Source organism: Mycobacterium sp. (assembly GCF_035274705.1).
In the GTDB taxonomy this organism is placed as follows: domain Bacteria; phylum Actinomycetota; class Actinomycetes; order Mycobacteriales; family Mycobacteriaceae; genus Mycobacterium.
The window spans coordinates 19,242-40,058 of record NZ_DATENY010000090.1 but is presented as its reverse complement, the minus strand read 5'-3'; the positions used below and the strand labels follow the sequence as shown (position 1 = coordinate 40,058).

The window sequence follows — 20,817 nt, the reverse complement described above, 5'->3', positions numbered from 1 at the left end:
CGTCGCCTAGGTGAGCGCGGCCACCCGGTCGGTCAGCTCCTGCAGAGGCATGGCCGCCGTCGGGTTGTTCACGAACGTCGACGAACCGTCGGCACGGTAGAACACGTAGGCCGGCTGCCACGGGACGTTGTACCTTGCCCAGATCGAACCGTCGGCATCGTTGAGGTTCGTGAAGTTGAGGTTGTACTTCGAGACGAAGGCCTGCATGGCCGCCACATCGGAGCGCGCCGACACGCCGACGAACGTGACCTTGGGATTGGCGGCCGCCACCTGGCTGACGCTGGGCGCTTCGGCGTTGCAGAACGGACACCACGGCGTCCAGAACCACAGCACCGCGGGCTTGCCGACCAAGTTCGCCCCGTTGAAGGGCGCGCCCGACAGCGTCGTGCCGGTGAACTGCAAACGATCGTCGGCGACCGCGGTCGGCGCGTTGACGACGCCCAGCACCAGTCCGGCGGCCGCCAGCACCAACGCGAACGATCTGGTTAACCGTGAGAATCGAGCCCTCATCCCCATCTCCTCTCACTCAGCCTGTTTTGCGAGTGACCGGAGGTCACATTTCTAAACACGGTGGCTACACGCACGCGGTTCAAGCAGCAGGGCGCCGGGTACGCCCAGCGCATGGGCGTCCTAGTTCTGCCGCGGCAACAGTTCAGCGACGAATCGGTCGATGAACTCGTCGATCGGGGTCCGTCGCGCGGATCGAATGACGAACTTGGTCAATCCGGCCGCCAGGTATGCATCGAGGTGGCGATGAAGTTGCGGCCAGTCCTCGGCGATGAGGTCGGCAGCGTCGATGTCGGGCCTGCGCCGCTTCACCGCAGCAACCAATTCGTCCGACAGCTCGCCGTCGCCGACCGCGAGGTTGATGCCGAAGTGATCGGGCTCGATTTCGCGGCCCGATGCGGCCGCCACCCGCTGGATCTGCTCGCGGCCGCGGCGCGCTTCGCCGGGCGTGACGAAGCTCCCCAGCCAGCCGTCGGCGAGCTGGCCGATGCGGCGGAAAGCCCCGGGCGCGGACCCACCGAGCCAGATGTCCAGCGGCTTGGTCGGGCGCGGCTGGACACCGGCAGAACTCACCGCGAAATAGTCACCCGCGAACGCGACATCGCCGTCTTGCAGGGCAGATCTCAGCAGCCGCAGCGATTCGTCGAAAACCGCAGCGCGCTCGCCGTCAGGGACTACGAAGATCTCGCGCTCGGCAGGAATCGCCGAGCGCAGGCCGAATACCGGAAGCACCCGTCGGGGTGCGAGACCGGCCAGCGACGCCAGCTGTTTGGCGACCAGCACGGGGTGGCGCCCGGGCAGCACCGCGACCGAGGTGCCCACCTTCAAGTTCGTCGTCCTGGCCAGTGCGAAAGCCATACCGACAAACGGGTCGACGGCCTTGGAATACACGAGTTCGGAGAACCACAGCGAATCAACGCCGGTCGCTTCCAAATGGTCGACGACGGCTGCCAATTGGTCGGGGCCCGTGTCGGCGCCCAGTCCGACGCCGAAGCGGATCTTCACGTGCACCTCCAGCCCCCGCGGCCAATGCTACGGAAACACTTGTGCGCGATTGCGCGAGCGGCGAGAGTGAAAAAGTGACCGAACCGTGGATCCGAGGGTGCGTGGTGCAGCGCATCATGTTCCGCGACGGCCTAGTGCTGAACCTCGACGACAACGAACTCGTCATTTCGGTGCCGTTCCATTTCACGCTGCCCGCAACCGACCGCGCCGACGAAGAGGCGGTGCCCATCGACCCGAACGCTGCACGGGACGCAGAGCGTGCGCTGTTCAACTTCGCGGGCTCGACGTGCACGCACGCAAGTTGGGACGAGGACGGCAGTTTGCACGTGCGGTTCTCCGACGGGCACGAGATCCATGCCCACAGCGACCAAAACCGTACGGCCTGGGAGTTGTACGGGAAACTGCACGGATATGCGGCCTGCCTTCCACGCGGTCGGGTGCGGGTCGTCAGGCATGACCTGCCCGAGGACGAATCGGCCGAGCGCTAGCGCCGGAGGAGCGCCCGCATCTGGGTGAACCGGAACAGGCCGGCACGCCCGGCAATCGGCTCGTAGGCGGCGACCAGGTCGGCGATGAACGCGTCGCGGTCGTGCACCGGCAGTCGGTCGGTCCACGCGCCCGAACCGACAGAGCACCAGCGCGCGAACTCGGCGCGCGAACCGAAATCCCATTCGCGGTCGGTCACCGACACATCCTCGAGTGTCAGCCCTGCCGACGCGGCCAGCTCGCCGTACTCATCGGGATCGACGTGAATGAACGGCGCCGCAAAGCCGTTGAACCACCCCGCCCAGCGAGGAGTTCGACTCACCGACATCGCGATCGACTCCAGACTGGTCCGCGGACCCGCACAGACCACCTGGACGAGCGCCTTGCCTCCCGGGCGCAGGACAGACGCGATCTGCGACAGTGCCTGTCGCTGCTCGGGCACCCAATGGAGCGCGTTGAACGACACCGCCGCATCGAAGAATTCGGAAAACGGCAGCGCGCGTGCGTCGGCAACGACGAACCATGGACCCACGGCCGCAGGCTTTCCTCCGGCGTGCGCGGTCTCGATCATCCTGGGCGATGCGTCGACTCCGACGGCGAACCCGTCGGACACCATGCCCGCCACCGCGCGCGTGAGATAGCCGTCCCCGCAGCCGACGTCGAGCACACGGTCGCCCGATGCGAACCGAAGGGCGGTCAGCGCCTCGGTTGCCATCGTTCTCTGCAGGCTGCTGACTTCGGCATAGTCGCGGCCGCTCCAGTCCGTCACACCAGACAGTTAACGCCAGTCGCCATTTTGCGGCAGCGTCAATGCGAATAGTGTGGCACCCGATGAGTACACAGGTAACGGCGCTGGCCCTCGCGACGGTGTTGGCGCTGACGGTGTCGGGCTGCGCGGACCAGACACCGCCGCAATCATCGCAAACCACTGCCAGTTCGTCTGCGGTCCCAACGGCCGCGCCGGTGAACGACGCGTTGGCACAGCGGCTCGACGCCGCCATCAACGGCGCCATGACGGCGGCGAATGTTCCTGGGGTGATCGTGGGCATCTGGGGTCCCGACGGCAGCTACGTGCGAACGTTCGGCGTCGCGGACAAGGCCACTCGGACGCCGATGAAGACCGACTTCTACAGCCGGATCGGCAGCGTGACAAAGACATTCACGGTTACCGGCATCCTGCAACTTGCGGATCAGGGCAAGCTCGGCCTCGACGACCCGATCGCGAAGTACATCGACGGCGTGCCGGGGGGCGACAAGATCACCCTGCGGCAGCTGGCTCGAATGCAGAGCGGATTGTTCAATTTCTCCGCGTCGACGGCGTTCCAGAACGCGATGGTCGCCGATCCGCGGCGTCCCTTCACCCCGCAGCAGCTTCTCGGCTATGCGTTCGCCGAGCCCAATGTGTTCCCGCCCGGGCAGGGATTCCTCTATTGCAACACCAATACCGTCCTGCTCGGCCTGGTCGTGGAAAAGCTCAGCGGTCAATCGCTGCACGATTACATCCGCGACCACATCTTGATGCCACTTGGCATGGGCCACACCAGCTTTCCGACCACCAACGCGTTCCCCGAGCCGCACGCGCAGGGCTACACCGACACGACGGCAGACGGGAGCGAGACCACCGCAACCGATTGGGACCCGTCATGGGCATGGGCGGCGGGTGCGATGATCTCGACGCTTGACGATATGCACGTCTGGGCGCCGGCACTGGCGACCGGGAAGCTGCTGACTCCGGAGATGCAGAAGCAGCGGCTGCAGACTGTGGGCGCGCCCGGCATGCCCGCACAGGACGGATACGGTCTGGGCATCTTCAATCTCGGCGGCTGGATCGGGCACAACGGCAGCCTGCCCGGATACCAGACCGTGGCGGTCTATCTGCCGGAGAAGCAAACGACGCTCGTCATGTTCACCAACACCGACATCGAGTATCAGGGCAGCGAGCCGAGCACCACGCTGGCTACGGCAATCACCACTGTCCTCACGCCTGAGCACATCTACAGACTCGGCGCGCAAGTGCAGGAACCGGATGCGCCCCCGTCACCGCCAACGACGACAAAGCCACGCTGACGTCACGCCCACCTGGAGGATATTCGAAAGTGGTTGGTAATAGAGGATTTATCCGCGTCACGTGCGCCCGACTACGAAAGCAGGTGTGACCATGGACGGCTCTGCGACGGTGTCGATGGCGGCCCCGGCCGAGGCGATCTGGAACCTGATCGCCGACGTCCGCAACACCGGGCGGTTCTCCCCCGAAACGTTCGAGGCCGAATGGATAGACGGCGCCACCGGGCCTTCTCTCGGTGCGCGGTTCCGAGGACATGTGCGGCGCAACGAGATCGGCCCGGTGTACTGGACCACATGCCGAGTCACGGCCTGTGAACCGGGCCGCGAGTTCGGCTTCGAAGTGCTGGTCGGCGACACGCCGGTCAACAACTGGCACTACCGGTTGAGCCCGGCCGACGACGGCACCGATGTCACAGAGTCGTTCCGGATGAACGACAGCGCCTTCACCAAGCTCTACTCGGTATTGGGTGGCCAGCTGCGGCGCCGTCGCAACATCCGTGACATGCGCAAGACTCTCGAGCGCATCAAGGCCGTCGTCGAATCAGACCAGGCTTAGGTGACGCCGATACCGAAGACCGGAATCCAGAGGCCGAACAGCCAGATGCCCCACTGGTGGAAGCCGTCATCCCACACGGGGTTCGCGTTGTATCCCCAGTAGTTGAACGGCCGCGGAGGACCGCCATCCCATTGATACGCAGGCGGCGGGCCCCAGCCCCAGGGCGGCGGGCCGTTGTTGTCGTCCCACCACGCATGGTTGTTGCTAGCCCACCAAGGCCCCTTGTCGAAGTCCCCGTGATTCCAGTCGGGCCCGTGGCCGTTCCCGTTGCCATTTCCATTGCCGTTACCGCACCACGGAGGGCACCAATCGTCGTTTCCGTGTCCAGGCTTCAGCGGCGCGGGCACAGCAGGACCGGCCGACGCCACGGCCATGCCCGGCCCGATCGCACCGAATCCAAGCGCTCCGACAATCACGGCAGCTGACACAATTTTCGTCAGCGTCATCGTTAACTCCTACCTTCAGACCCCGACGTCGTATTCGACGCTGGTCCCTCGTCATCCATTCCCGCGTCAATGACGGCAAAACGCTGACCCCCAACAAAACGTATACCCTTGCGGCCGAACATGTTAAGTCGAGGCGTTTGGCTCCCATCACCGTCCTTTTGCGGTGACTAAAGGGCACGCAGGCGACGCACGCGATCGTTGATTGCTCGCCGCGACACCGCGGCCCCCCGAGCCAAGGCTTCGAACGCGTGCGGACACCCGGAGTGCAGGTGCAGCTCCGTCGGCACACCTGCATCCGACAGGCGCCGCGCATAGGTGATGTCCTCATCGCGAAAGATATCGAGGTCGCCGACGTCGATGTAGGTGTCAGGCAACCCGCTCAGGTCGCCGGCCCGGGCAGGGGCGGCGTAGGGCGAGGTTGCGTCGGTGCCCGCGCGGTCGCCGAGCAGCGACTCCCAACCGGTGATGTTGTCGTCATAGGTCCAGGTCAAGAACGGCAACAGCTGCGGATCGGGCGTTCGGGTGCGGTCGTCGAGCATCGGGTAAATCAGTAGCTGCTGGGCTATCGCGGGGCCGCCGCGGTCACGGGCCAGCAAGCACAGGCCCGCCGCCAGGCCACCGCCGGCACTGTCGCCCATCACCGCGATCCGGGCCGGATCGACATCCAGCGACGACGCGTTCTCGGCTAACCACAGCAGAGCCGAGTAGCAGTCCTCAACTGGTGTGGGGTGTGGGTGCTCGGGCGCGACGCGGTAGTCGACGACGAACATCGGCACGCCCGACGTCGCCACATACTCGCGCACGGCCAGGTTGTAGAGGTGGCCGAGGTGTTCGAGGCTGAAGATCATGCCGCCGCCGTGCAGGTACAGCACGGCACTGCCCGGCTGAGCCGCGTCAGTGCGATACCAACGCGCTTCCAGCTCGGCGCCGTCGGAGGCGGTGAGCGCGTGACGGTCGGCCTCGACGCCGGGTGCTGCCTGCCACCTGGTGGCGACGTAGTCGAACATGCGGTGCCCGTTGAGACGCCTCGCCTTGACATCGCCGACCGGCGGCGGTTCGGTCGCGCCGAGAGCCTCAAGCAATGGAGCCAGTTCCGCGAGCACTTGCGGGTCGATACCGAGAGCCACGGCGCTGACGATAGCCTGGGCGTAAATGGCCGCGGCGCAAACTGACACCACTTCGAGTTCGAACATTGCGCCGTTCGCTGCTCGAGTCGTGGTGCCGATCGCCGCGCTTTCAGCCGTATTGCACTGTGCGGCAAGTACATTCGGTGGTGGTTACTGGTTCGATGAGGTGTACATGCTGGCGATCGGCCGCTACCACCTCGATTGGGGATCGGCCGATCAGCCGCCGATTGCCCCTGCCGTGGCCGCGTTGATGGACACAATCGCGCCCGGCTCACTCTTCGCGCTGCGCCTACCCGCCGTGATCGCCACCGCCGCTGCTGTGATGATCGCCGGGCTGATCGCCCGCGAACTCGGATGTGACCGCCGCGCACAGGGTTTCACTGCAGCGGCACAGGCCACAGGCGTGTGGACAACATTGACCGGACACTGGCTCACCCCTTACACCTTCGAACCGGTGCAGTGGCTGCTGCTGGTGTGGCTGATGATCCGTTGGGTGCACCTGCGCGACGACCGTCTGCTGCTCGGACTCGGTGCCGTAGCGGGTATCTCGGCGCTGACGAAGTTCCAGGTGCTGTTGCTCTTTGTGGTGCTGCTCGCGTCCGCGGCCTGTATCGGTCCACGCGACTTGTTACGCCGCCCCCCGCTTTGGGCCGGTGCCGGTATCGCGGCGGCGATCGCCTCCCCCACTGTCGTGTGGCAATACGTCAATGGCTGGCCGCAATTGCGGATGGCGCCCGTCGTCGCCGGCGAGGCGCAGGCGTTGTACGGCGGGCGGCCCGGAATCGCCGTCCAGCTGATCGTGTTCGCCGGTGTGGTGGGGGCGGCGCTGGTGGTCTACGGCCGGTGGCGGTTCTTGCGCGACGACGAGCTGCGTGACTACCGCTTCATCGGCGTCACCTTCGTCGTGCTGTATCTCGTCTTCGTGGCGACCCAGGGTAGGCCGTACTACCTCGCCGGGCTGTATGCGCCGCTCGCCGCGGCGGGGGCGCTGGGACTGCAGCGACGCCGTGAGCGGGGCAGCGGTCGTCGGCGGTGGTTGCTCTGGCCGGGGTGGCTGCTCACGGTGGCGGTTGCCGTCGGCGCGCTGGTGGTCTCGGTGTCGATCGCGCGTTCCGACGTCGGCGAGCAGATCGCGCGGCGAGCCGCCGACGCCTACCACGCCTTGCCAACGGGGCAGCGCGAGCACACCGTGATCATGGGAGAGTCCTACATCGTCGCCGCCTACCTCGACGGGTACGCGAAGCGTTACGACCTGCCCGAGACCTACAGCACCAACCGCAGCTATGGCTACTTCCCGGCACCACCGCCCGGCTTCGACACCGTGCTCTATATCGGACGTGCGCCAGAAGCGCTGCGACCCTACTTCACCAATGCCCGGACGGTCGACGACATCGGCGACGACATGCACGCGTATCTGCTGACCGGACAACGAAAGCCGTGGGCCGAGATGTGGCCACAGCTGCGCACGTTGACGGTTTCCTGAATCGGCTCCGCGACGCGCGCCTGCTTTGGTAGAACAGGTTCTAGTTTTCGCCGCCAGCCGAAGGGGTCTGCGATGGGTCAGTGGTCACGTCAGGAGCTCGAAGAGGCCTTCAAACAACACGAGCAGGTGGTTGTCGAGATCGGTGAGAACTGGGACTGGTCGCGGTATGCCGACGAGTTCACCGAGGACGCCAGTTACGTCGAGCACACCTACGGGAAGTTCCAGGGACGCGAGGCGATCCGCGAGTGGATTGTGTCGACGATGAACACTTTCCCCGGCAGTGAGATGCCCTACTACCCCACCACATGGCACGCCATCGACGAGGAGAAAGGCTGGGTCTTCTCCGAAGTCCTCAATCGGATGAAAGATCCCGGCGACGGCAGCATTCACGAGGCGCCCTGCATCACCATCCTCAAGTACGCCGGCAACGGTCTTTGGAGCTATGAAGAAGACGCATACAACCCGATGAACTTCATGCCGATGGTGCAGGAGTACATCCAGCGCTGCCACAAGCTAGGGACCATCTCCGACGATGCCCGGACCTTCGCCAAGAGCATGAATTGGGAACTGGGCTAACGTTTATTGGGCGAGCAGGCGCAAAACTGCCGTTTTTGAGTGGTTTTGGGTCAGTTTTGCGTCTGTTCGCGCAGATATTTCTCAGCGGATTACGAAATCGTCCGGATCAGGTTCTCGGGTCCAGCTCCAGTAGTCGACGAGTCGCCACGGGCTCAGCCCGTACACTTCGCCGAACTGGTTCTTGTAGAACGAGTGCTTGATCGACGGTTGTGACCACACCATCCTGCGCATTTCGGCTTGGGTGCGGTCGTGCCAGTCGAGGGTCTTGTCGTCGCGCGGTTCAAGGCAGCGCTGCCCGCCCTCGATCAGCAGCTCCAAACACTGTGTGATGTAGCGCATTTGACATTCGGAGTGGAAAATCAGACTACCGCCGCTCGCGAGGTTTGTGCCAGGACCGTACATGCAGAAGAAGTTCGGATAGCCCGGCACCGTGATACCCAGATACGCGGACGGCCGCTCTCCCCAGCGCTCGCTCAGGATTTCGCCATCTCGTCCGATGATGGTCATCGGCCACAGCATCCTATTGGCTTGAAAACCCGTGGCGTACACGATGATATCGGCCGAGTAGCGTTTCCCATCGGCGGTGACCACCGCGTCGGGTGCGATGTGGTCTATGCCGGTGCGCACCAGTTCGACGTTGTTGCGGGTGAGCGTGCGCAGCCAGCTGCCGTTGTCCTGCAGGGTGCGTTTGCCGGTGGCCGGGTAGTCCGGCACCACCTTGGCCAGCAGCTCCGGATCGTCGCCGATCTGGCTGGTGATCCATTCGGTGAACATGATCCGAGTGATCTCGTTGATCTCGCTGACCGCCTTCTGCTGATCCGGATAGTCAGGGTCGACGTAGGCGGCGGCCAGGCCCTTGTCGCAGCCCGGCCAGAACAGCAGGAAGCGGTACCAGCGGCCGTAGAACGGCAGATGCCGTAGCGCCCACTGCACACCCGGTCCGACCGCGGCGTGGTAGTTCGGATTCGGGAACATCCACTGTGCTGTCCGCTGGAACACCGTCAGTTGCTCGACGTCGCCGGCGATCGCGGGGGCGATCTGGAAGCCGCTGGCGCCCGCGCCGATCATCGCAACCCGCTTGCCGCGAAGATCCACCGAGTGGTCCCACTCGGAGGAGTGAAACGACGGCCCCGCGAAGTCCTCCTGGCCGTCGATCGCGGGCAGATGCGGACGGTTGAGTTGCCCCACGGCGCTGATCACCGCTCGCGCCGTCAACGTCGTCATCTCACCGCCACGTCCACGGGCATGGACGGTCCACGTCGCGGTGTCGTCGTCCCAGGAAGCCTCGGTCACCTCGGTCTCCCACAGCACATGCCTGCCGATGTCGTAGCGGTGCATCACGGTCTGGAAGTACGCCTGCAGCTCGGGCTGCTCGGCGAAGAAGTGCGTCCACTGGTCGGTCGGCTCGAAGCTGTAGCAGTAGAAGTGGTTGCCGACGTCGACGCGCGCACCGGGATAGGAGTTCTGCCACCACGTCCCGCCGACGCCGGCGTTCTTCTCGACGATGGTGAACGGGATGCCGGCCTCTTTCAGCCGAATACCGGCCAGCAGGCCGGACTCGCCGCATCCGATGACGACCACCGGGAGGTCGGCAGGTGTGCCACGGACCGCACGCGCGTCGCGGCCGTCGAGCTCCATCTCCTCGAGCAGCATGGGCACGTATTCGGGCGGAACCGGTTCGCAGACCAGCCACTGCATCATCTCCTGCAGCAGCTCAGGGCCGATCGGCTCGGGTTCAGGGCAGTCGCGGTCGCGGTAGTCAGCGATGACCTCCAGGGCGATTTTTCGAACCGCAGCCTTGTCCTCTTCGGACATGTAGCCCTGTACCTCGTTGAGGAACAGGCCGCCGGGCTTGAGCTCGCCACGGATCAAGCTGGGATCGCCCGACATGTGGACCAGCGACAACATCAACGTCGGAATGCTGACGTCGAGCAACGCCTCGGCGATCTGGGCATCGGACGTCGTAAAGGGTTGCCCCGCATGTGGGTTACGCACCATGGAAGTGCATCACGCCGGATTGCGAATTGGAACATGTTTCAGAAATCCGTGCCGGCGGCCGGGCCGGAACCTACGCTCGCAGATATGGGTATCGCCACGCGGGTGAACGGCGCCGCTCCCCCAGATGTGCCCCTGTCCGACGTCGACCTGGGCTCGTGGAAGTTCTGGGTGCAAGACGACGACCTGCGCGACGGCGCATTTGCGACGCTGCGCCGCGAGGCGCCGATCTCGTTTCACCCTCCGCTCGAGACGCCGGGGGTCCAAGAAGGACCGGGACACTGGGCGCTGACTCGATACGACGACATCTGGTACGCCAGCCGCCATCCGCACATCTTCAGCTCGCGGCCGAGTATCACCATCAACGATGCGAACCCCGAGCTGTCCGAGTTCTTCGGGTCGATGATCGTCATGGACGACCCGCGGCATCTGCGCCTGCGCAACATCGTCAGCAGGGCGTTCACCCCGAAGGTGGTGGCCCGCACCGAGGCTTCCGTGCGCGACCGGGCACGGCGCCTGGTGGAAACGATGATCGCTGAGCATCCAGACGGCACCGGCGAGGTGGTGGAGGAGCTGGCCGGCCCGCTGCCCCTGCAAGTGATCTGCGACATGATGGGCATCCCCGAGGAAGACCACCGGCGGATCTTCCACTGGACCAACGTGATTCTCGGCTTCGGGGATAAGGACATCGCCACCGACTACGAGGAGTTCGTCAAGGTCTCGATGGATATCGGCGCATACGCGACCGCGCTCGCGGAGGACCGTCGAGACAATCCGCACGAGGATCTGACGACCGCTCTGGTGCGGGCTGAAGTCGACGGCGAGCGCCTGACGTCGGCCGAGATCGCGTCGTTTTTCATTCTTCTGGTGGTGGCCGGCAACGAGACCACCCGCAATGCAATCAGTCACGGCGTGTTGGCGCTGACCCGCTATCCCGATGAGCGCGCGAAATGGTGGGCCGACTACGAGACCATCGCGCCAACGGCCGTCGAAGAGATCGTGCGGTGGGCCGCGCCGGTGATCTACATGCGCCGCACCCTGACGCAGGATTGCGAACTTTCTGGCGTGAAGTTGGCTGCCGGTGACAAGGCGTCGTTGTGGTACTGCTCGGCCAACCGCGACGAGGACAAGTTCGTCGACCCATGGACGTTCGACGTTGCCCGAACGCCGAATCCGCATGTCGGTTTCGGCGGTGGCGGCGCGCACTTCTGTCTCGGCGCCAACCTGGCGCGCCGAGAGATCAGCGTCATGTTCGAGGAATTGCACCGCCAGATGCCCGACATCGCTGCGACCGAAGAGCCGGCACGGCTGCTATCGCCGTTCATTCACGGCATCAAGCGGCTGCCGGTGTCTTGGACACCACCAAACTGAGCTGCTCGCGGGTGGAACCGTCCGGAACCGGCACCCGCCAACCGCGAGCGTAGATCTCTCTGGCGGGCAGTCTGCACCGCTCGCGCGGGTGTGGCGATCGAGGTGGTATCCAGGCGATCGCACGGCTCGCGCACATTCTCGAAAAGGCCTTTCGCGCCGGCGGTTTCGAGTTCGCCGCGGGATACACCGCCGCTGAGTACACAGATCGCCGGGACGCCGGCGTGTTCGCATGCTTCCACATCCCACACCGCGTCACCGACGAAGACGGCATGGGCGGCGTCCACACCCGCGCGGTCGAGTGCGACCTCGATGATGTCGGGTTTCGGCTCGGCGGTGTCGACGTCCTTCGACGACGTCACCGCATCGACAAGGTCGTCGCTGTCCAAGACCATGCATAAAATCTCCAGTTCATCGTCGGGCGCTGACGTCGCGAGAATCACTTGCATTCCAAGGGCTTTGACGCGTTCAAGCAATTCGCGTGCGCCGGGTAGCGGGCGCAGCGGCGACGCGGTCTCCTTGTAGTAGCGCGAGTGCAGGTCCTTGGCGCGCGAACGGGCGTCGTCATCAGCGCGATCGGCGAGCGTGGCGACGAGCGTTGAGCCGTCCATCCCGATCGACCGGTGGACGCGCCACGCCTAGACTCCGTGTCCGACCTCCTCGAACGCGCGATACCAGGCGTGTACGTGGAGATAGTTCGAGTCGACCAATGTGGCGTCGACGTCGAACAGCACCGCCGGTGCCCGTTCGCGGTCACCGCCGATCGTCACGACTGATGGTGCTCGCGGGCGGACGTGTTCTGAGTAGGTGCGCCCTCCGCCATGCGCTCATGCTTGCCTTGTTCGGAGTCGCGTCGCTTTGGATCCAGCGCGTCGGCGCGCTCCCGCTGCGCATCCAGTTCCTCGCGTGATGTGGTGACCGCTTCGCGATGCGATGAGGCCTTGTCCTGCAGTCTGGCCGCTTCCGCAGCCTTGGCCTCGGCCTCGGCCTGGGCGGCCCGCGCCTTGGCCTCGGTCTCCTGGGCGAACGCCTCGCGCTTCTCTACGCGCTGCGTCTCACGGCCGACCTCCTCGCGGATGCGCTCCGCATGCAGGTGGCGGCGACGATTGCGGACGTTGCGGGCCAGGAGCGCCAGCACGGCGACCACGACGATCGCGACGACGACCGCAACGACGATCCAGATCACGGTGTTGGTAGTCATGTCGATTCCTTCGATCGGTCGGGCCCGGTCAGATTGACGAACCCGCTAATTCAGGCGGGTGCCCTCGCGTGGCGACGTCTAAACGTTGGCCGTCGGCCATGTCAGGTGTTACCTTACAAAACGCGTGTCAGGAGATACCTGACAACTTGAGGAGTCGACGATGACCGTCAAGAAGGCCGAATGGCGCTGTTCTTTCTGCGGCCGACCCCACACCGAGGTCGCCAGGCTGGTCGCCGGCCCCGCTGTCTACATCTGTGACACCTGCGTGGACCTGTGCGTTGGCGTGCTCGCCAAGGCCAAGACGGCCGAACCGCCATCTGTTCCCGAGTGGGCGACGCTATCGGATGAGGAACTGCTGCAACGGATTCCATTCATCGCCGAATCGGCGACCTATGTCGAAGCCGGCCTGCGCGACCGAGTTGACGAACTGCGGGAGCGCGGCGTGTCGTGGGCGCGCATCGGCGCCGCCCTGGGAATGACGCGCCAGTCGGCGTGGGAACGCTTCTCCCGCGCGACTACTTGACGATCAGAGTGCCGTGCATCGACGGGTGGTACTTGCAATGGAAGGCGTATTCACCCGGCTCGGTCGGCGCGGTGAGCGTGCCCTGCCCCTTGCCGTCGATTTCCACGTCAAACTTGCCAGCCGTATCGGAGGTCACCGAATGCTCGGCGGAGTCGTCGTTCTTGATGGTCACCTGCGCCCCGGGCGACACGGTGATGGGCTGGCCGAAACTCATGTTCACGATCGTCAGCGTGGCACCGGCGGCCGCCTCGGCCGGAGCGCTGGCCTTCCCTTCGCTCGCCGTCGGGCTGGCAGTAAGAGTCGCCGTCCCGGTCTCGCGTCCCTGCGTGGCAGTATTCGATCCGCCGCACGCTGTGGCCGTCGCCGCGACCAGGCACACAGCCGCACAGAACAAACCCAATTTCTTCATCGTGACCCCTTCGATTGCACCGTTGCGAAAGACACGATTATCGGCCCGAATTGGTTCAAATAAGAGCAATTTCGCGGTACGTGGGGGTGCTACGCGAAGATTCAGAAGTAGCCGTTGGCAGGCGGCCACACCCCGTTGACCGCGTAATTGCCAGCCGCATAGGCCTTGTACGCCAACGGATTATGGCTTGCTACGGTGCGGGTGTTGCGCCAATGCCGGTCCAGATTCAGTTTGCGGGCGGTAGCCGATGCTCCTCCGGTGTCGAACAACCGCTCGGCGGCCGCCAGGGTGAGTCGTTCGGCCACCAGCTGGGCCTTGGCGATGGTGATCGCCAGTTCGGCGAGCGCGTCGGCGTCGGCCTGACGGCCCGAATCGACTACAGCGTCGATCACATCGGCCGCCGCGAGCACGACCGCTTCGGCCGCCGAGGCGTCGGCGCCGATACTCCCCACCGCCTGAAGGATGAACGGATCACCCGACGCGGTGTCGGCCAGCGAGTGCGAAGCCGGACGTGCCCGATCCCGTACGTACGAAACAGCATCGTCGAATACGGCGTGCGCGATGCCTGCAGCTACCGCGGCCAAATACAGCTGCAGGAACGCGGTTGAGTGCCCGAGATGTTTGCCGTCGGACACCGTGGTTACCTCGACCGGGTGCACGATCACATCGGTGAACCGGGTGCCGCCACTTGCGGTGAGCCGCTGACCGAAACCGTCCCAATCGTCGTACAGCTCCACGCCGAGCCGGTCCGTGGGGACGATCGCCTGCAGATCCCTGCCTTCGGCATCGATCGCCGACACGGCGATGAGGTCGGCGAACAGTGTTCCGGTGGAATAGAACTTGTAGCCGTTGAGCCGCAGTACGCCCGCGGAATCCGCGAGCAGTGTGGTGTCCGAACTCGATGGTGACTTGCCCTGTGCGTCGGTGACCGCGTTACCGAACACCCGCCCGGAGTTGACGGACGGGAACCATTGCACCCGTTCGGCCTCGGTCGCGCGATTGCTCAGCAAGCGTTCCGAGAAGCCGAAGTGGGCCCGTAGCGATTGGGCCACATTGGAACTGGCCCGGGCAATCTGAATCACCATCGCCAGTACATCGCGGGCACCCGCACCGGGGCCGCCATAACGCGCCGGCACCCGCAGGCCCAACAACCCGGCATGCCTAAGTCGCGCGACAGCACCGTACTGCAGCACGCGGTCGCGTTCGGCCGCCGCGTCGGCGCGGCGCAACTCATCGACGATGGCAGGCAACCGGGCCAGCCGTTGCGCCGTGGAGCCGCCCAGCGGCTCTTCGGAAAAGGCCGGGCGCGCGGCCACCACATCAAGGGTCATGTCGTCTCCTGCATTCAGCGGAAATGCGGAATTATCTTGTCTGCGAACCGTTCCAGCTCGGCTTCCAGCGGCTGGAACTGAAGCATGAACAAGTCGATACCGGCCTCATGGAACGCCTGGATGCGCTCGACGACCTGGCCGTAACTGCCCACCAGGCCGGCGAGGGTTCCGCCGTTGGATCCCACCCGGCTGGACCCCGACAGCACCTTGTACATCTGGGTCTGCGGGTCAGTGCCCGAGGAGATTTCCGGCCGTTTCTCGGCGTCGATGAGTGACTGCAGATGATTCAGCTCGGCGCTCGCTTCGGCCTCGGTCGCGCGGGCGATCACGAACGCGGACAAACCAAACCGCATTGGGCCTCCGTCACGTGTGCGTGCGCGCAGATCCTCGATCACGTCGACGGTGTCGGACAGCGGTCGCCCGTTGATGAAGAACACGTCTGCGTGCTGTGCGGCGAGCCGGCGGGCCGGCTCGGACTCGCCGCCGAAGTACACAGGCGGCGGCTCATCGGGCGTCGGGCGCACAAGCGCCGGCTGACCGTCCCGCGCGCCGATGTCGACGTGCTTGCCTGTCCACAGATCGAGCACCGTCTCCAACCACACGCGGGTGTACGCGTACCGGTCGTCGTGATCGGTCACATCTAGACCCAGCGCCTCGAGTTCGGGCAGAAACCAGCCGCTGACCACGTTGATCGACAATCGCCCACGGGAGATATCCGCAATATTGGCGGCAATCTTGGCGAACACCAGCGGGTTGATCAGCAACGGTTTTATCGCGCCGATCAGCTCGATGCGGTTGGTCGCCTCGGCCAGCGCCGCCAGCGTCGACCACGTCTCGAGCACGCCGTCCTCGGTGTTGCTGGGATGAATGACGTGCTGTGCCACCAGCGTTGCGTCGTATCCCGCCTGCTCGGCGCGGACAATCACGTCCCGGTTGCGGCGGTAGCTTGCGTCAGGCGCGTCGGCAGGGTGGCTGCGGGCGCCGTGGTTTCCGTAGACCGGAGCCCATACGCCGAAGCGTGGCGAGCTCATGAACTCGCCAGGTAGCGCTGGCGTTCCCAGTCGCTGACATGGACGGAGTACTGCTCCCATTCGCTGCGAGCGATCGCGGCGAAGTCGTGCACGGACTCGGTGCCGAGTATGTCGAGGATCGTGTCGTCCTGTGTGGCAAGGGCCAGCGCGATGCCCAGTGACTCGGGGAGCGGAATGCCGGTGACGTACAGATTGCCCCCCTCGGCTTCCGGCGGCCGGCGGCCCGCCTCCAGCCCGGCGACGACGGCCGCCAGTGCCGATGCGACCAACCAATACGGGTTGGCGTCGGAAGCGCCGCTACGCAGCTCGATTCGGGTGGCCGACGGGTCGGCCTCGATCAGCGAACGGACCGCGGCACTGCGGTTGTCGCGGCTCCAGGTGACGGTCGCCGGCGCGAACGAATCAGGGACAAATCGGCGATAGGCATTGACCGAGTGGGCACCGAACAGCGTGATCGACGGCAGGTGTTCGAGAAGCCCGGCAATGGCGTGCAACGCCACCTCGTTCTCGGCGCCGTCGTCTGAAGCGAAAGCCGCTGCGCCATCTCGCCACAACGAAATATGCAGATGCTGTGAACTGCCGGAATGCTCGGAGAACGGCTTGGCCATGAAGCTGGCGAGCTTGCCATGCTTGCGAGCGACCTCCTTTGAGGCATACTTGAGCCGCGCCGCATCATCGGCGGCCGCCAGCGCGTCGGTGTACACCAGGTTGGTCTCCACCTGACCTGGCCCGTACTCCGTCTGGATTCCCTCCAAACTGGTGAAAGCTCCCAGTGTTTCATTGAGATCCGTCAGCAGAGGATCAAGGGCATTGGCGTTCTCCAGCGAGTACGCGTGGATGTCGTGGTGAAGGGCCAAGCCGTCAGCGCCGAGCAGGTAGAACTCCAGCTCCACACCCACTTTGGCGGTATAGCCGAGGCCCGCGAGCCGGGCGAGCACCCGTTTGAGCACAGCCCGCGGATCGAGCAGAGACGGATTGCGGTCGTGCGCAACGATATCCGAGATGACATGTCCGACACCCTGCCGCCACGGCAGGACCCGAAACGTGGTGAAGTCGGGTACGGCGAAGACATCGGGATAGCCATTGTCCCAATTGGTCAGACTCAACCCTTCGATGACTGTGCCGTCAGTGTCCCAGCCCAACGATGCTTCGCAGAAGGCGAATCCGTGCCCACGCGCGCGATCAAGGAACTGCGCGGCCGGTATCCGCTTACCTTGGGCGTGGCCGAACGGATCGCTCCACGCCACCTCGATTTCGGTGAGTGAGCCGTCGGCGATCCCCCGCAGCAGTTCCTCCTCCGCCGCGCCCGTGTCCACGGTCTGAGTCATGATGCCGCCGCCGCGTTGTCCGAAACCCGAGTGCCGATGATCGCGCCGACTCCGAAGGCCGCGACGAGCAGCCCGACGATCACCCACGCGAGAATGCTTGAGCCGCCGACCAAGTCCTTGAGGTTGGCCAAGATCAAGATCAGGGACCCGAGCAGGCCGACCAGACCGAGGGCCGGCGCGACGCGAACCCGCCAATGCGAGTGACCGCGCCGGTCACGGGCGAAGTAAACGAGCACTGCGACGCTGGTGGCGAGCATCAGGATCACGACGCCGACCGACGTCGCGCCCGCGAACCAGGTGTAGAACTGTGCGGTCGGATCCAGGTTGAACACCACAGCAAGGATCACGCTCACCGCGACAACACCAGATATCCAAAACGATGCCTGGTGCGGCGAGCCGTGCCGAACGTGCGGACGGCTCAATGCCTCTGGCAGTACGTCGCGCTGCGACAGCGCGAACAAGTAGCGCGACACCACGTTGTGGAAGGACAGGATGCATGCGAACAAGCTGGTTAGGTAGAGCACCGTGATGACGTCCGCACCGAACGTGCCGAGGTAGCGCTGCGCGGCATCGCCCAGGAACGTCGAACCGGAGTCCGTCGCCTTGGCGACGGCCTGCTCGTCGCCCCATCCCGAGATCAGCGCCCAGCTGGTGACGGCGTAGAACACGCCGATGAGAATCAGCGCAAGATAGGTGGCGCGGGGAATCGTGCGCTCCGGAGTGCGGGCTTCGTCGCGGAAGATGGCCGTGGCCTCAAAGCCGACGTAGCTGATGATCGCGAAAAGCAATCCGATGCCCAGCGATCCGGAGAAGATCGCACTTGGGTTGACGATGCCGGTCGACAGCCCGTGATCTCCGCCCTGCTCGACGATGACGAGGTCCAGCACGGCCACAATTGCGATTTCGGCGGTCAGCAGGACTGCCAGCACGCGGCTGGAGAGCTCGATGTGGCGGTAACCGAGGTAGGTGGTCACCAGGAACGCCGCCGCCGCGAAGAGCCACCATGGCAACGTTGGACCGCCGAACAACTCGACGATGCTCACGCCCGCTGGCCCGAGCAGGCCGTAAACACCGGCCTCCATCGCCAGATAGCTGACAACGGCCACAAACGCGATGCCGATACCCGCCGGCAAACCGAGCGATTTGCGTACATACGAGAAGAAGGCGCCGGCCTCTTCCACGTACGGCGTCATTGCAGTGAAGCCGACCGCAAAGAACAGCAGGACCACCGTGGACACGATGAAGGTCGCAGGAAAGCCTGCACCGTTGCCCGAGGCGATACCCAGCGGGACCACACCGCCGATGACGCCCAGCGGCGCCGCCGCCGCGACGACCATGAACACGATTGAGGCGACGCCGAGATTACCGCGCAGTTTGCGTACCTGGTTCGGGGGCGTCTCCCCCAAAGTGTCTGGGGTGGTTGTGGTTTCGGACATCTGCGACCGCCTTCGGATGACAAGGTGGGGAATGGTTACATCGGAGGTTAGGAGTAAGCCGCTGTGCGGCACCACATCTGGAGTCACCGTGAGTCATACGGTGTAACAATTGGACACAATTGCCAGATGCGCTGGGTTTGCGGCAGATGACGGTGTCGGTAGTGTTCGGTCGGTGAGCAGTTCGGTACGTGCCGTCGGCACCAAGGGCAAGTCGCCGCTGCGGGTCGGCGCCACCCCGGTGCCGCACGCCGAGATCCTCGACTACGTGCGTGAGCCGTTGGCGGCGCGCGACATAGACCTGCAGATCGAGATCTTTGAGAGCTTCGATGAACCGAACGATCTACTGGTCGCCGGCCGGTTGCATGCGAACTTCTTTCAGTACCTGCCGTTCCTTCACGACTTCAACCGGCGCACCGGCAATCGGCTGGTTCCAGTCGTGCCAGTGCACATCGAACCGTTCGGGCTGTACTCGACCTGGATACCGCACCTCGACGCAGTCCCCGACCATGCCGAGGTCGCGCTGCCGTCCGATCCGGTGAACGTGGACAGGTCGTTGATGATGCTCAACCAACTCGGCCTGATCGAATGCGTCCCCGCGCGGCGGCGGCTGGCCGCCATCGATGACATTCGGTCGAATCCACGCCGCCTGGTGTTCAAGGAGCTGACCAGTTGGCTGCTGGGTAGCGTCCGGGCGGATTTCGACGTGGTTTTCCTGTTCGGCAATCAGGCCATGGAGTGGGGCGTCGACATCGGCAGCGCCCTGCACTGTGATCGCGGCAACCCCGCCTACGCCGAATACCTCGTCGCGCGGCCCGACAACTACGACAGCTTCGCCATCGACGCGCTCGCGGAGGCACTGAACGGGGAATCAGCCCGCCAGTTCATCACGGAGACGTACGCCGGGCAGGTACTGGCGGCGTTCTGAGTTGGGCTCACGGGGAGGCAAACCCTGTCGGGCTGATCGCTGGACCGCAAAAATGATGGGGTGTACCAAGCCGCGCCGCGTTCACCGAGGCCACCGGTGGACACCGTCCGGGTGGTTCTGGTGCTCGACGTTCCGACAGGTACGCCTGAATTATCAAGACGCACAGCGCAACTCGCTGACGAGTTCGGCCAGCTGGTCGCGCACTCCGTTCCAGGGGTGCGCGCCCGAAAGGCGCGAATCTCCGCGGGACCGCCGCTCGCCCCTGTCGCGGTTCGCGCCGAAGGCTTGACGATCGATCGCGTCAAGCGCGAGGTTCGCGTCGACGGCCGACCACTACGCCTGACGTACCGCGAGTTCGAGCTGCTGTGTTACCTCGGCGGCGTGCCGCGGCGGCCGGTATCGCGTGCCGAACTCATGCGTGAGGTTTGGCATGACCGCGCCCCAGGCAACGAGGTGTCCTTCCGAACCGTGGACACCCACGTGCGCAGGTTGCGCGCAAAGCTCGACGGCTATGCCGGCGTGCTCACCACGGTCCGCGGCCGCGGCTACCGCTTCGATCCCCGGCCCGACGTGCACTATGTCAGCTCAGGTCTGGGCGCACGCCCCGCGTGACGTCTACAGCGTTGCGGTGAACGGGCCCATCGGTTGACAGACCTGCTGTGGCGGGTTGCCGGTGTTGGCGCATCCCCTGCCGGTGGCGATGTACGTCGCTCCTGGCCGGTATGGCTGGTAGAACACCTGCGCCGTCAGAATTCCGTTCTGCTGCGCGCATTGGCCGGGGCCATCGCTGCCTTGCAATTGCACGCATACGACGGTCATATACGCGACGGAACGGTCACAGCCGGCCGGTGACAGCGTCGCGGTGACCGCGTTGGTGCCGGAAAGCTGTACGACGTGTGGTCCAGACAGCGTGTACGAACACGGCGGTGGGGCAGGCTCCGCCTCGGCCGGCACGGTTCCGGCCACTGCCAACCCCACCGCGGCGGTGAGAAGAATCAGCGACCGGATCATTCCTGGATG

At 64.9% G+C, this 20,817-nt stretch carries 22 protein-coding genes and 1 pseudogene; 9 read left to right on the top strand and 14 right to left on the bottom strand.

Annotated features, from left to right (window positions below; all coding sequences use genetic code 11):
- Positions 1-6: 6 nt before the first annotated feature.
- Both VJV41_RS19315 and VJV41_RS19310 read right to left on the bottom strand, forming a co-directional pair.
- Positions 7-510, bottom strand: coding sequence for a protein disulfide oxidoreductase (locus VJV41_RS19315; RefSeq protein ID WP_325336588.1), 504 nt, complete (start codon positions 508-510; stop codon positions 7-9).
- Between the two features lie 120 nt (positions 511-630).
- Positions 631-1,512 carry a TIGR03854 family LLM class F420-dependent oxidoreductase gene (locus VJV41_RS19310; RefSeq protein ID WP_325336587.1) on the bottom strand — a complete coding sequence of 294 codons (882 nt, stop codon included), beginning with the start codon at positions 1,510-1,512 and terminating at the stop codon, positions 631-633.
- A gap of 74 nt (positions 1,513-1,586) precedes the next feature.
- Between VJV41_RS19310 and VJV41_RS19305 the strand changes: the two genes are divergently transcribed.
- Positions 1,587-2,000 (top strand): DUF6188 family protein, encoded by a 414-nt coding sequence (locus VJV41_RS19305; RefSeq protein ID WP_325336585.1) that lies wholly within the window; start codon positions 1,587-1,589, stop codon positions 1,998-2,000.
- Here VJV41_RS19305 and VJV41_RS19300 read toward each other — a convergent pair.
- Complete coding sequence (locus VJV41_RS19300; RefSeq protein ID WP_325336583.1) at positions 1,997-2,767, bottom strand: class I SAM-dependent methyltransferase; 771 nt, start codon at positions 2,765-2,767, stop codon at positions 1,997-1,999. The two genes, VJV41_RS19305 and VJV41_RS19300, sit on opposite strands and share 4 nt — an antisense overlap.
- Positions 2,768-2,829: 62 nt before the next feature.
- Here VJV41_RS19300 and VJV41_RS19295 point away from each other — a divergent pair, with 62 nt between their 5' ends.
- A complete protein-coding gene (locus VJV41_RS19295; RefSeq protein ID WP_325336581.1) occupies positions 2,830-4,065 on the top strand; it encodes a serine hydrolase domain-containing protein in 1,236 nt (411 codons plus the stop codon).
- A gap of 91 nt (positions 4,066-4,156) precedes the next feature.
- A complete protein-coding gene (locus tag VJV41_RS19290; RefSeq protein ID WP_325336579.1) occupies positions 4,157-4,618 on the top strand; it encodes an SRPBCC family protein in 462 nt (153 codons plus the stop codon).
- Here the strand turns inward: VJV41_RS19290 and VJV41_RS19285 are convergent.
- Positions 4,615-5,064, bottom strand: coding sequence for a hypothetical protein (locus tag VJV41_RS19285; protein ID WP_325336577.1), 450 nt, complete (start codon positions 5,062-5,064; stop codon positions 4,615-4,617). The genes VJV41_RS19290 and VJV41_RS19285 overlap by 4 nt on opposite strands.
- Before the next feature lie 167 nt (positions 5,065-5,231).
- On the bottom strand, positions 5,232-6,191 hold the full coding sequence (locus VJV41_RS19280; RefSeq protein WP_325336575.1) for an alpha/beta hydrolase: 960 nt from the start codon (positions 6,189-6,191) through the stop codon (positions 5,232-5,234).
- Between the two features lie 25 nt (positions 6,192-6,216).
- Between VJV41_RS19280 and VJV41_RS19275 the strand changes: the two genes are divergently transcribed.
- Both VJV41_RS19275 and VJV41_RS19270 read left to right on the top strand, forming a co-directional pair.
- A complete protein-coding gene (locus VJV41_RS19275) occupies positions 6,217-7,674 on the top strand; it encodes a glycosyltransferase family 39 protein (RefSeq protein ID WP_325336573.1) in 1,458 nt (485 codons plus the stop codon).
- 72 nt (positions 7,675-7,746) lie between these two features.
- Positions 7,747-8,250 carry a nuclear transport factor 2 family protein gene (locus tag VJV41_RS19270; protein ID WP_325336571.1) on the top strand — a complete coding sequence of 168 codons (504 nt, stop codon included), beginning with the start codon at positions 7,747-7,749 and terminating at the stop codon, positions 8,248-8,250.
- A gap of 81 nt (positions 8,251-8,331) precedes the next feature.
- Here VJV41_RS19270 and VJV41_RS19265 read toward each other — a convergent pair whose 3' ends face one another.
- Positions 8,332-10,245, bottom strand: coding sequence for an NAD(P)/FAD-dependent oxidoreductase (locus tag VJV41_RS19265; protein WP_325336569.1), 1,914 nt, complete (start codon positions 10,243-10,245; stop codon positions 8,332-8,334).
- 87 nt (positions 10,246-10,332) lie between these two features.
- Between VJV41_RS19265 and VJV41_RS19260 the strand changes: the two genes are divergently transcribed.
- A complete protein-coding gene (locus tag VJV41_RS19260) occupies positions 10,333-11,616 on the top strand; it encodes a cytochrome P450 (RefSeq protein WP_325336567.1) in 1,284 nt (427 codons plus the stop codon).
- Positions 11,617-11,708: 92 nt separating this feature from the next.
- On the opposite strand, the pseudogene VJV41_RS19255 reads toward VJV41_RS19260, so the two are convergent.
- Together VJV41_RS19255 and VJV41_RS19250 are read right to left on the bottom strand one after the other, a co-directional pair.
- Positions 11,709-12,383: pseudogene (locus tag VJV41_RS19255) on the bottom strand (HAD family hydrolase); the annotation flags it as partial.
- Entirely contained in the window at positions 12,380-12,814 is a 435-nt protein-coding gene (locus VJV41_RS19250) for a hypothetical protein (RefSeq protein ID WP_325336565.1), read from the bottom strand. The pseudogene VJV41_RS19255 and the gene VJV41_RS19250, both read right to left, overlap by 4 nt.
- A 160-nt stretch (positions 12,815-12,974) precedes the next feature.
- Here VJV41_RS19250 and VJV41_RS19245 point away from each other — a divergent pair, with 160 nt between their 5' ends.
- Entirely contained in the window at positions 12,975-13,337 is a 363-nt protein-coding gene (locus tag VJV41_RS19245; protein WP_325336563.1) for a ClpX C4-type zinc finger protein, read from the top strand.
- Here VJV41_RS19245 and VJV41_RS19240 read toward each other — a convergent pair.
- The 5 genes from VJV41_RS19240 to VJV41_RS19220 all read right to left on the bottom strand — a co-directional run bounded on the left by VJV41_RS19240 (position 13,330) and on the right by VJV41_RS19220 (position 18,872).
- On the bottom strand, positions 13,330-13,746 hold the full coding sequence (locus VJV41_RS19240) for a cupredoxin domain-containing protein (RefSeq protein WP_325336561.1): 417 nt from the start codon (positions 13,744-13,746) through the stop codon (positions 13,330-13,332). The genes VJV41_RS19245 and VJV41_RS19240 overlap by 8 nt on opposite strands.
- A 101-nt stretch (positions 13,747-13,847) precedes the next feature.
- Positions 13,848-15,077, bottom strand: a complete 1,230-nt coding sequence (locus tag VJV41_RS19235; RefSeq protein ID WP_325336560.1) for an acyl-CoA dehydrogenase family protein — start codon at positions 15,075-15,077, stop codon at positions 13,848-13,850.
- Positions 15,078-15,091: 14 nt separating this feature from the next.
- Positions 15,092-16,108, bottom strand: a complete 1,017-nt coding sequence (locus VJV41_RS19230) for an LLM class flavin-dependent oxidoreductase (protein WP_325336558.1) — start codon at positions 16,106-16,108, stop codon at positions 15,092-15,094.
- Positions 16,105-17,436, bottom strand: coding sequence for a glutamine synthetase family protein (locus VJV41_RS19225; protein WP_325336557.1), 1,332 nt, complete (start codon positions 17,434-17,436; stop codon positions 16,105-16,107). Before VJV41_RS19225 ends, VJV41_RS19230 begins: the two co-directional genes overlap by 4 nt.
- Positions 17,433-18,872, bottom strand: a complete 1,440-nt coding sequence (locus VJV41_RS19220; RefSeq protein WP_325336555.1) for an APC family permease — start codon at positions 18,870-18,872, stop codon at positions 17,433-17,435. Before VJV41_RS19220 ends, VJV41_RS19225 begins: the two co-directional genes overlap by 4 nt.
- Positions 18,873-19,044: 172 nt before the next feature.
- On the opposite strand from VJV41_RS19220, the gene VJV41_RS19215 reads away from it, so the two are divergent.
- Together VJV41_RS19215 and VJV41_RS19210 are read left to right on the top strand one after the other, a co-directional pair.
- Positions 19,045-19,797: a MetQ/NlpA family ABC transporter substrate-binding protein gene (locus tag VJV41_RS19215; RefSeq protein ID WP_325336553.1), complete on the top strand. Its 753-nt coding sequence runs from the start codon at positions 19,045-19,047 to the stop codon at positions 19,795-19,797.
- Between the two features lie 96 nt (positions 19,798-19,893).
- Positions 19,894-20,409, top strand: a complete 516-nt coding sequence (locus tag VJV41_RS19210; RefSeq protein ID WP_325336551.1) for a winged helix-turn-helix domain-containing protein — start codon at positions 19,894-19,896, stop codon at positions 20,407-20,409.
- Between the two features lie 3 nt (positions 20,410-20,412).
- On the opposite strand, the gene VJV41_RS19205 is transcribed toward VJV41_RS19210, so the two are convergent.
- A complete protein-coding gene (locus VJV41_RS19205) occupies positions 20,413-20,808 on the bottom strand; it encodes a hypothetical protein (RefSeq protein ID WP_325336550.1) in 396 nt (131 codons plus the stop codon).
- Positions 20,809-20,817: the final 9 nt, after the last annotated feature.